At 72.9% G+C, this 14918-nt stretch carries 10 protein-coding genes; 8 read left to right on the forward strand and 2 right to left on the reverse strand.

Translation table 11 applies throughout. From position 1 onward, the window contains the following. Window positions 1-21: 21 nt before the first annotated feature. Genes Sri02f_RS32265 through hypE form a run of 3 tightly spaced genes read left to right on the forward strand, consistent with a single transcriptional unit; the run spans window position 22 to window position 2523 of the window. Window positions 22-327: a HypC/HybG/HupF family hydrogenase formation chaperone gene (locus tag Sri02f_RS32265; protein ID WP_109004865.1), complete on the forward strand. Its 306-nt coding sequence runs from the start codon at window positions 22-24 to the stop codon at window positions 325-327. Further along, window positions 324-1451: a hydrogenase formation protein HypD gene (hypD, locus tag Sri02f_RS32270; protein ID WP_109004866.1), complete on the forward strand. Its 1128-nt coding sequence runs from the start codon at window positions 324-326 to the stop codon at window positions 1449-1451. Before Sri02f_RS32265 ends, hypD begins: the two co-directional genes overlap by 4 nt. After that, the gene (gene hypE / locus Sri02f_RS32275) at window positions 1444-2523 is read left to right on the forward strand and encodes a hydrogenase expression/formation protein HypE (RefSeq protein WP_109004867.1); all 1080 of its coding nucleotides are present in this window, start codon (window positions 1444-1446) and stop codon (window positions 2521-2523) included. The genes hypD and hypE overlap by 8 nt, the downstream gene beginning before the upstream one ends. 9 nt (window positions 2524-2532) lie before the next feature. Here the strand turns inward: hypE and Sri02f_RS32280 are convergent, their stop codons facing one another. Next, on the reverse strand, window positions 2533-2919 hold the full coding sequence (locus tag Sri02f_RS32280; RefSeq protein ID WP_109004868.1) for a hypothetical protein: 387 nt from the start codon (window positions 2917-2919) through the stop codon (window positions 2533-2535). Window positions 2920-3222: 303 nt separating this feature from the next. Here Sri02f_RS32280 and Sri02f_RS32285 point away from each other — a divergent pair, with 303 nt between their 5' ends. From Sri02f_RS32285 to Sri02f_RS32300, 4 genes are all read left to right on the forward strand, one after another. Next, window positions 3223-5052, forward strand: coding sequence for a gamma-glutamyltransferase family protein (locus Sri02f_RS32285; RefSeq protein ID WP_109004869.1), 1830 nt, complete (start codon window positions 3223-3225; stop codon window positions 5050-5052). Between the two features lie 100 nt (window positions 5053-5152). Further along, the gene (locus Sri02f_RS32290; protein ID WP_109004870.1) at window positions 5153-6016 is read left to right on the forward strand and encodes an inositol monophosphatase family protein; all 864 of its coding nucleotides are present in this window, start codon (window positions 5153-5155) and stop codon (window positions 6014-6016) included. Between the two features lie 256 nt (window positions 6017-6272). Next, on the forward strand, window positions 6273-7685 hold the full coding sequence (locus Sri02f_RS32295) for a phytoene desaturase family protein (protein ID WP_167467665.1): 1413 nt from the start codon (window positions 6273-6275) through the stop codon (window positions 7683-7685). A gap of 34 nt (window positions 7686-7719) precedes the next feature. Further along, window positions 7720-8229 carry an O-acetyl-ADP-ribose deacetylase gene (locus Sri02f_RS32300; RefSeq protein WP_109004872.1) on the forward strand — a complete coding sequence of 170 codons (510 nt, stop codon included), beginning with the start codon at window positions 7720-7722 and terminating at the stop codon, window positions 8227-8229. Window positions 8230-8239: 10 nt separating this feature from the next. Here Sri02f_RS32300 and Sri02f_RS32305 read toward each other — a convergent pair whose 3' ends face one another. Then, window positions 8240-10165, reverse strand: a complete 1926-nt coding sequence (locus tag Sri02f_RS32305) for a M1 family metallopeptidase (RefSeq protein WP_109004873.1) — start codon at window positions 10163-10165, stop codon at window positions 8240-8242. A 455-nt stretch (window positions 10166-10620) separates the two neighbouring features. Between Sri02f_RS32305 and Sri02f_RS32310 the strand changes: the two genes are divergently transcribed. Further along, window positions 10621-14880 carry a bifunctional nitrate reductase/sulfite reductase flavoprotein subunit alpha gene (locus Sri02f_RS32310; RefSeq protein ID WP_245970914.1) on the forward strand — a complete coding sequence of 1420 codons (4260 nt, stop codon included), beginning with the start codon at window positions 10621-10623 and terminating at the stop codon, window positions 14878-14880. The last annotated feature ends 38 nt before the right edge of the window (window positions 14881-14918 follow it).

Consider the following 14918-nt stretch of genomic DNA (forward strand, 5'->3'; position numbering starts at 1 on the left):
ACCGACAGCGAGGAGAGGCCCATGTGCCTGGCGGTACCCGGCAGAGTGCTGGACATCGAGGACCGGGACGGTACCCGGATGGCCACCGTCGACTTCGGCGGCGTGGTCAAGGAGGTGTGCCTGGAGTACCTGCCCGACCTCCAGGTCGGCGAGTACGCGATCGTCCACGTCGGCTTCGCCCTCCAGCGCCTGGACGAGGAGTCGGCGCGGCAGACGCTCGAACTCTTCGCCGAACTCGGCATGCTCCAGGAGGAGTTCGGCGATCCCTGGGAAGAGGCGGCGGCCGTGGAAGCGGGCGAGGACGCGGTGCGGGAGGTACGGAAGTGAAGTACATCGACGAGTTCCAGGACCCGGAGCTGGCACGCCGGCTCCTCGACGACATCCACGCCACGGTGACCAGGCCGTGGGCGCTGATGGAGGTGTGCGGAGGCCAGACGCACAGCATCATCCGCCACGGCATCGACCAGCTCCTGCCGGACGAGGTCGAACTGATCCACGGGCCCGGCTGCCCGGTGTGCGTGACCCCGCTGGAGGTCATCGACAAGGCGCTGGAGATCGCCTCCAGGCCGGGGGTGATCTTCTGCTCCTTCGGCGACATGCTGCGCGTGCCGGGCACCGGGCGGGACCTGTTCCAGGTCCGCGGGGAGGGCGGCGACGTGCGCGTCGTCTACTCGCCGCTCGACGCGCTGCGGATCGCGCGCCAGAACCCCGACCGCGAGGTGGTGTTCTTCGGCATCGGCTTCGAGACGACGGCGCCCCCCAACGCCATGACGGTCCACCAGGCCCGCAAGCTGGGCATCCGCAACTTCAGCATGCTGGTGTCCCACGTCCGGGTGCCGCCGGCCATCGAGGCGATCATGTCGTCGCCGAGCTGCCGGGTGCAGGGCTTCCTCGCGGCCGGGCACGTGTGCAGCGTGATGGGCGTGCAGGAGTACCCGGAACTCGCGGAACGCTTCCGCGTCCCGATCGTCGTCACGGGGTTCGAACCGCTGGACATCCTTGAGGGCGTGCGCCGGGCCGTGCGCCAGCTGGAACGCGGCGATCACAGCGTCGACAACGCCTACGCCCGTGCCGTCCGCCCGGAGGGCAACCCGGCCGCCCGGGCCATGCTGGAGGACGTCTTCGAGGTCACCGACCGGGCCTGGCGCGGCATCGGGGTGATCCCCGACAGCGGCTGGCGGCTGGCGCCGAAGTACCGCGACCACGATGCCGAGCACCGCTTCTCGGTCGGCGGGATCCGCACGGAGGAGCCCGCCGAGTGCCGCAGCGGAGAGGTACTGCAGGGGCTGCTCAAGCCGCACGAGTGCGAGGCCTTCGGCACCCTGTGCACCCCCCGCAACCCCCTGGGAGCCACCATGGTCTCCAGCGAGGGCGCCTGCGCCGCCTACTACCTCTACCGCCGTCTGGACGTGCCCACCACCGCGGCCCGGGAGGCGAGCCCCGTTGTCTGACACCACCGATCACCCCGTCCCCGTGCTGGACCTGGAGGCGTGGACGTGCCCGGCGCCGGTACGCGACCGGCCCCGCGTCGTCATGGGCCACGGCGGCGGCGGAGTCCTCTCCGCCGAACTGGTCCGGCAGATCTTCGCCCCCGCCTTCGGGGGCGAGGTCCTGGCCCAGCTGGGCGACGCCGCCGTCCTCTCCCTGGGCGGCGCCAGGCTCGCTTTCTCCACCGACTCCTATGTGGTGCGGCCGCTGTTCTTCCCCGGCGGCAGCATCGGCGACCTGGCGGTCAACGGCACCGTCAACGACCTCGCCATGAGCGGCGCCCGCGCCGCCTACCTCTCCTGCGGATTCATCCTGGAGGAGGGCGTCGAGCTGGACGTGGTCAGGCGGGTGTCCGAGGCGCTGGGCGCGGCCGCGCGCACCGCCGGTGTGGAGGTGGCCACCGGCGACACCAAGGTGGTCGAGGCCGGACACGGCGACGGGATCTACATCAACACCGCCGGCATCGGGCTCGTCCCCGCGGGCGTCGACCTGCGGCCGCAGCGGGTCGTCCCGGGCGACGTCGTGATCGTCAGCGGCGCCGTCGGCGCGCACGGGGTGGCGGTCATGAGCGTGCGCGAGGGCCTGGAATTCGGGGTGGAGGTCCAGAGCGACTGCGCGGCGCTCGGCGGCCTGGTCGAGGCCATGCTCGGCGTCACCCGGGATCTGCACGTGCTGCGCGATCCCACCCGGGGCGGCCTCGCCGCCGCGCTCAACGAGATCGCGGAGGCCTCCGGTGCGGGGGTGGTCGTCCGGGAGCGTGACGTCCCGGTGCCGCCGGACGTGGCCAACGCGTGCGCCATCCTCGGCCTGGACCCCATGTACATCGCCAACGAGGGCAAGCTGGTGGCCTTCGTCCCGCGCGAGCACGCCGACGCCGTCCTCGAAGCGATGCGGGCGCATCCGCTGGGCGCGGAGTCCGCGATCATCGGCGAGGCCGTCGAGGCGCATCCCGGCATGGTCGTGGCCGCCACCGGACTGGGCGGGACACGGGTCGTCGATCTGCCGATCGGCGAGCAGCTGCCCCGGATCTGCTGATACCGGCCGTCAGCCCCGGCGGCGCCCGGCCGGCGGATCCTGCGGGTCCACGCCGGTCGTGGCGGAGGCGTCCCTGGCGCCGCTGGGGCGCTGGGCGCGGCCCTTGCGTCCGGTGTCGCGGCGGCCCTTCTCGTCCGCGTCGCCGTACTCCTCGCCGCGTGCGCCGTGACTCTTGACCGTGTCGCCCGGAACGGACTTCGTCTCCTCGGCGGACCTGGTCCGGCCCGGGCCTCTGTCGTCGGCGTGCTCCGCCGCATGGAAGGAGCGCCGGGCGCTCGGGTTGTCCTGCTGACGGGTCTCGTCCACATCGGGTGACCAGCCGTGCTGTCCGGCGCCCTCGTGACGGCTCGGGCCCTTGCCGTGCGGTGGCTCGGACGAACGTGGATTCTTCGACATGGTCCGACCTGCCTGTTCATGGTCCGTGGGGAGCGGGGGAGGGGCGGGAGCGGTTGCGCATCACCGAGCTGTCTAAATCATCCCTTTCCTTGCCCGTAAGTGCACATCGCGCGCCTCTCGGCCGCTCACGCGGGCCGGTGACGGGTCACCCGGCGCGCGGACGGCAGCGGTGCTCGGTCATCGCCCTGTAGCCCCCCGCGCGGCCCGCCGGAGGCCGCCCCTCGCTGCTCGGCCCGGTGTTTTCCGGCCTCATGCATACTGTGACGCGTTCTCCGACGACGCATCACGGGGAGGCCGCGAGGGATGCAGTTCACCACCCGCCCCACGCTTCAGGGAACCTTCGGCATGGTGTCCGCCACCCACTGGCTGGCCTCCCAGTCGGCGATGGCCGTCCTGGAGGACGACGGCAACGCCTTCGACGCGGCCGTCGCCGGAGCCTTCGTCCTGCACGTCGTCGAACCGCACCTCAACGGGCCCGCCGGTGAGGCGCCCGTCCTCATCGCCCCGGCCGGCGGCGAGGTGCGGGTGCTGTGCGGGCAGGGCGTGGCGCCGGCGGGCGCGACGGTCGCGCACTACCGCGGACTGGGCCTCGACCTCGTGCCCGGGACGGGACCGCTCGCCGCCGCGGTGCCCGGCGCGTTCGACGCCTGGATGCTCCTGCTGCGCGACCACGGCACCAAGTCCCTCGACGACGTCCTGAAGTACGCCATCGGCTACGCCGAGCACGGACACGCACCCGTGGACAACGTCTGCGCGACCGTCGAAGCCGTACGGGAGCTCTTCGAGACCGAGTGGACCTCGTCGGCGGAGGTGTACCTGCCGGACGGGAGGCCGCCGCGGCCCGGAGAGCTGCTGCGCAACCCCGTCCTCGCCGCCACCTGGAAGCGGCTGCTCGCCGAGACCGCCGGGGCGGGCGGCCGGGAGGCGCGGATCGACGCCGCCCGGGAGGTGTGGCGGACCGGATTCGTCGCCGAGGCGCTCGTCCGGCAGTCCGCCCGGCCCACCCTGGACACCAGCGGCGCGCGCCACACCGGCGCCCTCACGGCCGCCGACCTCGCCGCCTGGTCCGCGACGTACGAGACGCCGGCGGCCTTCGACTGGAACGGCTGGACCGTCTGCAAAGCAGGACCCTGGAGCCAGGGGCCGGCCCTCCTCCAGCAACTCGCCCTGCTCCCGCCCGAGTTGCCCGCCCAGGGCTCCGCCGACTACGTCCATCTGCTGATCGAGGGCTGCAAGCTCGCCATGGCCGACCGCGAGGCCTGGTACGGCGACGCGGCCGACGTCCCGCTGGCCGAGCTGCTCGACGCCGGGTACAACGCGCGGCGACGGCGGCTGATCGGCGACAAGGCGTCGTACGAACTGCGGCCCGGCAGCCCCGGCGGGCGCACCCCGCGACTGAGCGGGCACGCGGGCGTGGTGGCCGCCGACGACCCCGGCTTCAGCCCCATGGGCGTCGGCGAGCCGACGGTCGCCCAGGTCCGGGCGTCCCCCGTGCCGGGCGAGCCGCAGGTCACCGGGTGGGGAGACACCCGAGGGGACACCTGCCACCTGGACGTCGTCGACCGCTGGGGCAACATGGTCGCCGCCACGCCCAGCGGCGGCTGGCTGCAGTCCAACCCGGTCGTGCCCGAACTGGGCTTCCCGCTCGGCACCCGGCTGCAGATGACCTGGCTGGAGGAGGGGCTGCCGAACTCGCTGACCCCCGGCCGCCGCCCGCGCACCACCCTCACCCCCTCGATCGCCCTGCGCGACGGAGTGCCGGTGCTCGCCTTCGGCACCCCCGGCGGCGACCAGCAGGACCAGTGGCAGCTGCACTTCCTGCTCGCCGTCACGCTGCGCGCGCGGGTCCGCGGCGGCCTCGACCTCCAGGGCGCGATCGACGCCCCGAACTGGCACAACGACGGCTTCCCCGGCTCCTTCCACCCGCGCGGGATGCGGCCGGGCAGCGTCACGGTGGAATCCCGCATGCCGGCGGAGGTGGTGGAGGAGCTGCGCCGGCGCGGCCATGACGTCACCGTCGGCCACCCCTGGTCCGAGGGCCGGCTGTGCGCGGTCGCCCGCGACCCGGCGACCGGCATCCTGTCGGCGGCCGCCAACCCGCGCGGGATGCAGGGATACGCGGTCGGCCGCTGACCCGCGCGCGGGCCGGCCGCGCCCCTGTTCTTCATCCCGATTCCACCCGGGATGCACCGGACGGGCGGGGATTGTCAGTGGGGCGTGCTCTCATGGAGGCATGATCGAAGACACGGAAACCATCGACGAGTTTCTCGCCCGCCACTCGGCCGACGTGGAGGAGGCGGTCCGCAAGGCCGCCGCGGCCGAGATCATGCCCCGCTTCCGTCAGCTCGCGGCGCACGAGATCGACCAGAAGGCCGGCCCGCACGACCTGGTGACGGACGCCGACCGCAACGCCGAGCTGTTCCTCACCCGCACCCTGGGCGCCCTCCTGCCCGGCTCGGTCGTCGTCGGCGAGGAAGCCGTGCACGCCGACCCGGCCACGTACGAGGCGATACAGGGCGACACGCCGGTGTGGATCGTCGACCCCGTCGACGGAACGCGTCAGTTCGTGCACGGCGACGACGGCTTCTGCACCCTGGTCGCGCTCGTCCGGCACGGCGTCCTGCTCGCCTCCTGGACCTACGCCCCGGCCCGCGACCAGCTGGCCACGGCAGTACGCGGCGGCGGCGCCTTCCTGGACGGCGAGCGGCTGGTCGCCGGTCCGCCCGCACCCGGCCGCGCCCTGACGGTGGCCACCTCGCACCCCTTGTACACGACCGACGAGCAGAAGCGCGCCCTGCTGCCGCTGTGGACGGACGGCGTCGCCCCGCGCCCCTGCGGGTCGGCCGGGCTGGAGTACCTCGCCGTCGCCAGGGGCGAGGTGGACGCCACGGCGTTCTCCTGGGAGGCGGCCTGGGACCACGCGGCCGGACTGCTGCTGGTCGAGGAGGCGGGCGGCGCCCATCTCACCCTCACCGGCGAGCCGTTCCGCATCACCGGCGGCAACTCCCTGCCGTTCACGGCGGCCCGGGACGCGGCGACGGCCCGACGCGTCACGGGACTGCTCTCGGGCGCCGAGTCCCTCCGAGAGGCCTCCTGAGCGGCCTCACCGGCCGCGCGCGACCACCGGCTGCGTGCGCGACCCGCTCTGAGCGGGACGCTCGCGGGCCGGGCGCTTCCCGGGCGGGCGCTCCCGGAAGGCGGGCGACACCCGCGCCGACGCGCTGTGGCCGTTCGGCGCCCCGGCCGGTTCGTCCCCCCGCGCCGCAGGTGTCGTCGTACCTCCGGCATATCCTGACCGCGGGGGCCACCGGTCCACGGGGCCACCGGGTGACGAAGGGGTCGAAGTGCCGTCGATGCTCGATGCGGTCGTGGTGGGAGCGGGGCCCAACGGGCTGACCGCAGCGGTGGAGCTGGCCAGGCGGGGCTTCTCCGTGGCGCTGTTCGAAGCGCGGGGCACCGTGGGCGGAGGAGCCCGCACCGAGGAGCTCACCCTGCCCGGCTTCCTGCACGATCCGTGCGCCGCCGCCCACCCCCTGGGCGTCAACTCGCCCGCCTTCCGCGCCATGCCCCTGGAACGCCACGGCCTGGAGTGGCTGCACGCCGAGCTCCCCATGGCGCATCCCTTCCTCGACGGAAGCGCCGCGGTGCTGTCCCGGTCGGTCGCCGAGACGGCCGCCTCCTTCGGCCCACGTGACGCGGGCGCGTACCGCCGCCTGGTCGAACCCTTCCTGACCAAGTGGGACACCCTGGCCCGCGACTTCATGTCGCTGCCGCTGACCGCGCTCCCGCGCGACCCGGTCACCCTGGCCCGCTTCGGCCTGGTCGGCCTGCCTCCGTCCAGCTGGCTCGTCCGGCGCTTTCGCGACGAGCCCGCCAAGACCCTCTTCGCCGGGCTCGTCGCCCATGTCATGGCCCCGTTGACCGGCCTCGCCACCGGCGCGGTAGGCCTCGTCTTCGCCCTCGCCGCGCACGCCCGCGGCTGGCCGGTGGCCCGCGGCGGATCCCAGGCCCTCTCGGACGCGCTCGCCGCCTACCTCGAGGAACTCGGCGGCAGCATCCACACCGACTACGAGGTCAAGCGCCTGGACGACCTGCCGCCGGCCCGCGCCTACGTCTTCGACACCTCGCCCACCGCCCTCGCCCGCATCGCCGGCTTCGGCAACCACTACGAGGGATACAGGTACGGGCCCGGCGTCTTCAAGATCGACTATGCGCTCGACGGGCCGGTCCCGTGGACGGCGAAGGAGGCCCGGGTCGCCGGCACCGTGCAGATCGGCGCGGACAGCGCGGAGATCGGCGCCGCCCTGCGGGCCGCCTCGCGCGAGGGCCGGGCCCCCGACCGGCCCTTCATGATCACGGTGCAGCCCAGCGTGGTCGACCCCACCCGCGCCCCGGCAGGCAAGCACGTCTTCTGGGCGTACGGGCATGTGCCCAACGGCTGGACCGGCGACCTCACCGACGTCATGGAACGCCAACTGGAGCGCTTCGCCCCGGGGTTCCGCGACCGCGTCCTCGCCCGGGCGACGGCCGGCCCGGCCGAGCTCTTCGCCCGCAACGCCAACTACGTCGGCGGTGACATCGCCTCCGGGGCGGTCTCCGGCCTCCAGGCCGTGCTGCGCCCCAAGCTGACCGCGTACCCGTACGCCACCCCGCACCCGGCCGTCTTCATCTGCTCCTCGGCCACTCCGCCCGGGCCGGGCGTGCACGGCATGTCGGGCCACAACGCGGCGAAGGCCGTCTGGCGCAGGCTGCGGCAGCAGCGGTGAACGGACGGCGGTTCCCGCTGGTATACACACGGTCATGACCACGATCACCCTCGTCCAGGGCGACATCACCCGCCAGAGCGTGGACGCCATCGTCAACGCGGCCAACTCCTCGCTGCTCGGCGGTGGTGGCGTCGACGGGGCGATCCACCGCCGGGGCGGCCCGGAGATCCTCGCCGACTGTCGCCGTCTGCGCGCCTCCTCCTACGGCAAGGGGCTCGCCACCGGCCGGGCGGTCGCCACGACCGCGGGCGAGCTGGACGCGCGCTGGGTGATCCACACCGTGGGCCCCGTGTACAGCGCCGCCGAGGACCGCTCGGAGCTGCTGGCCTCGTGCTACCGGGAGTCGCTGCGGGTGGCGGACGAGAACGGCGCCCGTACGGTCGCCTTCCCGGCGGTCTCGGCGGGCGTCTACGGCTGGCCGATGGACGACGCGGCCCGGATCGCCGTGGAGACGGTCCGGGCCGCGCAGACCGACGTCGAGGAGATCAGGTTCGTCCTCTTCGACGAGCGGGCCTACGAGGCGTTCGCCCGGCAGGTCGGCTGACGGTCCGGGATCACCCGTCGATGCGGTGGGTGGTCCAGAACGACGTCAGATCCGTGGTCGTGGCGGCCTGGGCGGCGGCCTTGAACTCGGCCGTGGTCGAGACGCCGTACCAGTGCGAAGTGGCGTAGTCCTTCAGCAGCTTGGCCATCGCCGCGTCGCCGATGAGCCGCCGCAGATCGTGCAGGGCGCACTTCCCGTACCCGTAGACCACGGTCGAGTACCGGGAGGAGTGGGCGTCCCAGTAGGCCATCGAGTCGGTGATCTTCTCCGCCGACGAGGCCCACGAGACGCTGCTCCAGCAACCGCTGCCCGTCTTGCCCTGCGCCAGGTCGGTGGAGTAGTCCGTGAAAGCCTCGTCCAGCCAGGGGCTGTTGTACTCGTCGTCGCCGACGATGCCGTACCACCACTGGTGACCGATCTCGTGGGTCAGTGCCGTGGTGCTGACCAGGTCGAGGACGAAGCCGGGGTACTCCATCCCGCCGAACCAGTAGTTGTTGTCGATGACCGCGTCCAGCTCACCGTACGGATACGCGCCGAAGCGGGCCGCGTGGGCGTCCACGGCGGTCCTGGCGGTGGTGAGCATCGACTGGGCGTCGGCCGAGCTGATGCCGGAGACGGAGTAGACGTTGACCGCCGTCCCGGCGGCCGAGGTCCCCGAGATCTTGCTGAACGGGCCCGCCGCCCAGGCGAAGTCACGCACCTTGGAGGCGGTCGCCGTGGTGACGGTGCGTCCGCTGGAGCCGGCGGCGTCGACCGAGGTCCCGGTGGCCGGTACCAGCAGGCTCGTCGGGTGGTCGAGGACGACCTTGAAGTCGGCGGCCAGCGAGTAGAAGGACTCGCCGTTGTTCGTGTACGGGTCCAGGTGCCAGCCCGCCCCGTCCTTGACCGCCAGCACGGGCAGCGCGTTGCCGATGAAGGCGAACGCCCCGTCATGGCCGAACCGGTCGGCGCCGCTGGGCACGGTGATGCCGAGGTCGAAGCCGATCGTGGCGCTCTGCCCCTGGGCGAGGGGCGCGGCGAGGGTGATCTGCAGTGCCGTGCAGGCGACCGAGAGGGCGCCGGCGGTGCCGCCGGTGACGTTGCCGACCGTGATCGGCATCGCGGAGCAGGTGCCGTGGTAGTTGTCCCACAGCCGCAGGTACACCTCGCTGAGCGGGGTGGAGGAGGCGTTGGTGAAGGTCGCGCTCTCGTGGCCGGTCCAGACCGTGCCGGCGGTGTTGCCGGTCAGGTTGACGGTGTACGACGGGGCGGCCGGGGTGCGGGTGGAGTCGGCCGGCGGCACGGTGTCGCCGGAGGTGTCGAGCGCGATGTCGTCGAGGACGAAGCTCGACTGGAGGCTGGAGTCCTCGGTGCCGGTGAAGGCGAGGCTGACGGTCTGTCCCGCGAAGGCCGACACGTCGAACGACTTGCGCACGTAGCCGGCGTTCTTGTCGAGGTTCGAGTACGTGGCCAGCGTCGTCGTGCCGATCTTGGCGGTCAGCTTGTCGTACGCGGTGGACGAGGTCGTCTCGGCGGTGTCGACGTGCAGCCAGAAGGTGAGAGTGGCGGCCGCGCATCCGGACGGGATCGTGACGCTCTGGGAGAGCGAGTCGGTGTGGGTGCTGCCGACGCCGTCCAGCCAGGCGAAGGCGGCGCCGCCGTGAGCGGTCTGGCCGGTGCGGCTGGTGATCACGCTGGTCGAGGACTGCGTCCAGGGCGAGGCGCCGCTCTCGAAGCCGCCGTTGACGACGACCTGGGCGGGCGTGCAGGCGGCGGCCGCCGCCGGGCCGGCGTCCGGGGGCGTGACGGATGACGCGGACGCGACCTTCCCGGACGGAGGGGCAGCCGGAGCGGCGGCCGGTGCGGCTGCCACGGGCGTGGCGGGGAGCGAGACGGCGGCCAGCGCGGCGAGGGTGAGTGCGCTCGCGGCGAGGGCCTTGCGGGGCGTGGGTCTCACACATGGCTCCTTTGCGGCGGCCGGGTTTCCGGCCTGCTCGGTTGCTGTCCCTCACGGTGTGGGTGTGCCGGAGGGCGGTGCGCGCGACGGCTGCCGGAAGCGTGACAGATTTGACGCGATCATGCCATCCGCTCTCGGCAAAGGGTCTTCCCGCACTCCTTCGTCCCCGTCCGCCTCCGCCTACCCTGAGGGGCTGCCCCGGCGCTCACATCCGGTCGCCGCTCGCTGTGCGCCGGGCTTAACCCCCGGCCGCCGGTCCGGGAGACACCTGTGTAATGCACGGTTCGTACGGTCGCAGAGGCTTGCAGAGGCTGTCGTCAGGCTGATCGGCAGACAGAAATCAGACAGAGATCAGACAGAAAGGGGCGCCTGTGGCCGCGCCGGACCTGCGGACCGACTGCGCGACCGAGACGAAGGTGCGCACGGTCTGCTCGTACTGCGGTGTCGGCTGCGGCATGGTCCTCGACATCGGCTTCGGGCCCGACGGCCGTCGTACGGTGCTGAAGGCGTCCGGCGACAAGCGGCATCCGGCCAACTTCGGCCGGCTGTGCACCAAGGGCGCGACCACCGCGGACATGCTCGCCGCACCCGGCCGCCTGAGCACCGCCCTGGTCCGCCCGGACCGTGGCGAGGAGGCGGAGCCCGCCCCCGTGGAGACGGCCGTCGCCGAGACGGCGCGACGGCTGCGGAAGATCGTCGACGAGCACGGCCCCGACGCGGTCGCCCTCTACGTCTCCGGCCAGATGAGCCTGGAAGCGCAGTACCTGGCGAACAAGCTCGCAAAGGGTTACCTGCGCACCAACCAGATCGAGTCGAACTCCCGGCTGTGCATGGCAAGCGCGGGAACCGGTTACAAGCTGTCTCTCGGCGCCGACGGCCCGCCCGGCTCCTACGAGGACCTCGACCGGGCGGACGTCTTCCTCGTCATCGGTTCCAACATGGCCGACTGCCACCCCGTCCTCTTCCTGCGGATGATGGACCGGGTGAAAGCGGGTGCGAAACTGATCGTCGTCGACCCCCGCCGCACCGCCACCGCCGCCAAGGCCGACCTCTTCCTGCAGGTCAGGCCGGGCGCCGACCTCGCGCTGCTCAACGGCCTGCTGCACCTGCTGCACGAGAACGGCCACACCGACCCCGACTTCGTCGCCGCGCACACCGAGGGCTGGGAGGCGATGCCGGAGTTCCTCGCGGACTACCCGCCCGCCGTCGTCGCGGAGCTCACCGGCATCCCGGAGGCCGATCTGCGCGAGGCCGCCCGGCTGATCGGCGAGGCGGGGGAGTGGACCAGCTGCTGGACCATGGGCCTCAACCAGTCCACGCACGGCACCTGGAACACCAACGCGCTCGTCAACCTCCACCTCGCCACGGGCGCGATCTGCCGCCCGGGCAGCGGGCCCTTCTCCCTCACCGGTCAGCCCAACGCCATGGGCGGCCGGGAAATGGGTTACATGGGTCCGGGGCTGCCCGGCCAGCGCTCCGTCCTCGTGGACGCCGACCGTGCCTTCATCGAGCGCCTGTGGGGGATCGAGCCGGGCACGATCAGGGCGGACGGCGTCGGCAAGGGCACCGTCGAGATGTTCCGCAAGCTGGCCGACAAGGACATCAAGGCCTGCTGGATCATCTGCACCAACCCGGTCGCGTCCGTCGCCAACCGCAGGACGGTCATCGAGGGGCTGGAAGCCGCCGAGTTCGTCGTCACGCAGGACGTCTTCGCCGACACCGAGACCAACGCCTACGCCGACGTCGTCCTGCCCGGCGCCCTGTGGACCGAGACCGAGGGCGTCCTCGTCAACAGCGAGCGCAACCTCACCCTCGCCCGGCCCGCCGCCGACGCGCCGGGAGAGGCCATGGCGGACTGGCGGCTCATCGCGGCCGTCGCCTGCGCCATGGGTTACGAAAGCGGCTTCTCCTACGACAACGCCGAGCAGATCTTCGAGGAGATCAAGCAGGCCCACAACCCGGGAACCGGTTACGACCTGCGCGGAGTCACGTACGACCGGCTGCGCGCCGCCCCCGTGCAGTGGCCGGCCGCCACCGCCGACGGCCCCGACCGCAACCCGATCCGGTACGTGAACGCCGACGGCTCGCTCACCTTCCCCACGCCCTCGGGCCGGGCCGTGTTCCACCCGCGTCCGCACGTCCCGCCGGCCGAGATGCCCGACGACGACTACCCGTTCGTCCTGAACACCGGCCGTCTGCAGCACCAGTGGCACACCCTGACCAAGACCGCCCGGGTGGCCAAGCTGAACAAGCTCGATCCCGGCCCGTTCGTCGAGGTGCACCCCGAGGACGCGGCCGCCCTCGGCCTCGCCGACGGCGACTCCGTCGAGGTCGCCTCGCGGCGCGGGCGGGCCGTGCTGCCCGCCGTCGTCACCGACCGCGTGCTGCCCGGGTCCTGCTTCGCCCCGTTCCACTGGAACGACCTGTTCGGCGAGTACCTCAGCGTGAACGCGGTCACCAGCGACGCCGTCGACCCGCTGTCCTTCCAGCCCGAACTCAAGGTGTGCGCGGTGTCCCTGACGAAGGTGTCGACACCGGTTTCCGTGCAGTTTCCGTCGGCCGAGGCGCCGGTCGCCACGACGCCGGCCGCCCCCGTCGGCGCACCGACCCGCGCCCCGGCCACGGTTCCGGCCCCTGCCACGGCCGCCACGGCTCTCGGCTCTGCCGCAGTCACGGATGCCGTTCCCGGCGGGCTCCCGGACCGGCTCGCCGGCGGGGCGCTCGTTCCCACGGCGGTCCAGCCCTCGGCGGCCGCCGTCTTCGGTCTGGAACCCGCCCCGCCGCCCGTCCTGACCGAGCTGGAACGGCGTTACCTGGTGGGCTTCCTCGCGGGCGTCCCGGCCGGCGCGCCGGGGGTCCCGGTCCTGCCGCCGGACGCGCCGTTCAGCCCCGAACACGCCGCGTGGGTCAACGGCACGTTGGCCGGCATGTACTCCCGCGCCGGCGCGGCCCCGTCGTCCGCGCCGGCGCGGCAGGTCGTGATTCTGTGGGCCTCGCAGACCGGCACCGCGGAGGACTTCGCCGCCGCCACCGCCGCACGGATCACCGAGGGCGGACACGCGGCCTCCCTGGTCGCCATGGACGAGGCGGATCCCGCAGCCCTGCCCTCCGACGCCGATCTGCTGCTGATCACCAGCACCTTCGGCGACGGCGACGCACCCGACAACGGCGCCGGCTTCTGGGACGGCCTCGCCGCGCTGGGCACCGGCCGGCTGGAAGGCCGCCGCTACGCCGTCCTCGCCTTCGGGGACTCCTCGTACGACGACTTCTGCGGGCACGGCCGGCGGCTGGACCGCCGTATGGACGAACTCGGCGCGCTCCGGCTGGCCCCGCGCACCGACTGCGAGCCGGACTACGAGGCGGAGGCGGAAGCCTGGCTGGACCAGGTGCTCACCGCCCTGAAGGAGGCCACGGAGCCGCGGCCCGACGTCTCCGTCGAGCCCTCCGCCGCGCAGTCGGACTCCGTTGCGAAAGCGGTTCCCCACGCTGTTACCGCGACCCCGGCATCCACCATCACGTCACCCCCCAACACGTCACCGTCCAACAACACGCCCCTCGCAGCCCCGCCCGTCGCCGTCCCGCCCCGCTCCAGGCGCCCCGTGCCCGTCACCGCCCGGCTCACCGGCAATCGCCTGCTGAGCCGTCCGGGCTCCGGCAAGGAGGTCCGGCGCTTCACCTTCGACACCCGCGACAGCGAGACCCCGCTCGTCTACGAGGCCGGAGACGCGCTCGGCGTGCGACCCCTCAACTCGCCCGACCTGGTGGCGGAGTGGCTGGCCGTCACCGGGCTGGACGCCCACACCCGCGTGCGGCTCGACGGCGTCGGCGAGGCGCCGCTCGGCGAGGCGCTGCTGCGCCATCTCGACATCACGCGGATCACCCCCGCCCTGCTCCGCTTCACCGCCGACCGCACCCGCGACCCGCGCGAACTGCGCAAGCTGCTGCGCCCCGACAACAAGGACGAGCTGGCGAAGTGGTCGTGGGGCCGTCAAGCCGTCGACGTGGCGGCCGAGTTCGGCGTCCGCGCCGACGCCCAGGACTGGGCCGAGCAGCTCGGGCGGCTGCAGCCGCGGCTGTACTCCATATCGTCCAGTCCGCTCACCGACCCCCGTCTCGTCTCGCTCACCGTCTCCGTCGTGCGGTACGAGAACCTGGCCGGCCGGTCCCGGCAGGGCGTCTGCTCGCCCTTCCTCGCCGACGCCGGGCCCGGCGCCGAGATCCCCGTCCATGTGCAGCGCTCCGCGCACTTCCGGCCGCCCGCCGATCCGGCGACCCCGATGGTGATGGTCGGGCCGGGCACCGGCGTCGCACCCTTCGTCGGATTCCTCGAGGAACGCCGGGCCCGCGGGCACCGGGGGCCCAACTGGCTGTTCTTCGGCGAGCAGCGCCGGGCGACGGACTTCTACTACGAGGAGGAGCTGACCGCCCTGCTCGCCGACGGCGCCCTCGCCCGTCTCGACACCGCTTTCTCCCGCGATCAGCGGGCCAAGGTCTATGTCCAGGACCGGATCCGCGAGCACGGCTCCCATCTGTGGTCGTGGCTCCAGGACGGGGCCCACTTCTACGTCTGCGGCGACGCCTCCCGCATGGCGAAGGACGTGGACCGGGCCCTGCGGGACGTCGCGGTCGTCCACGGCGGCCTGGGCGAGGCGGAGGCGGCGGCCTATGTGAAGCAACTCGCCTCCGACAAGCGGTACGTGCGTGACGTGTATTGACGGGAGTCACCAAAAAGGAACCGGGGCGACCGAGTGCA

Origin of the sequence: Streptomyces rishiriensis (genome assembly GCF_003112535.1) — a bacterium.
Taxonomy (GTDB): domain Bacteria; phylum Actinomycetota; class Actinomycetes; order Streptomycetales; family Streptomycetaceae; genus Streptomyces; species Streptomyces rishiriensis.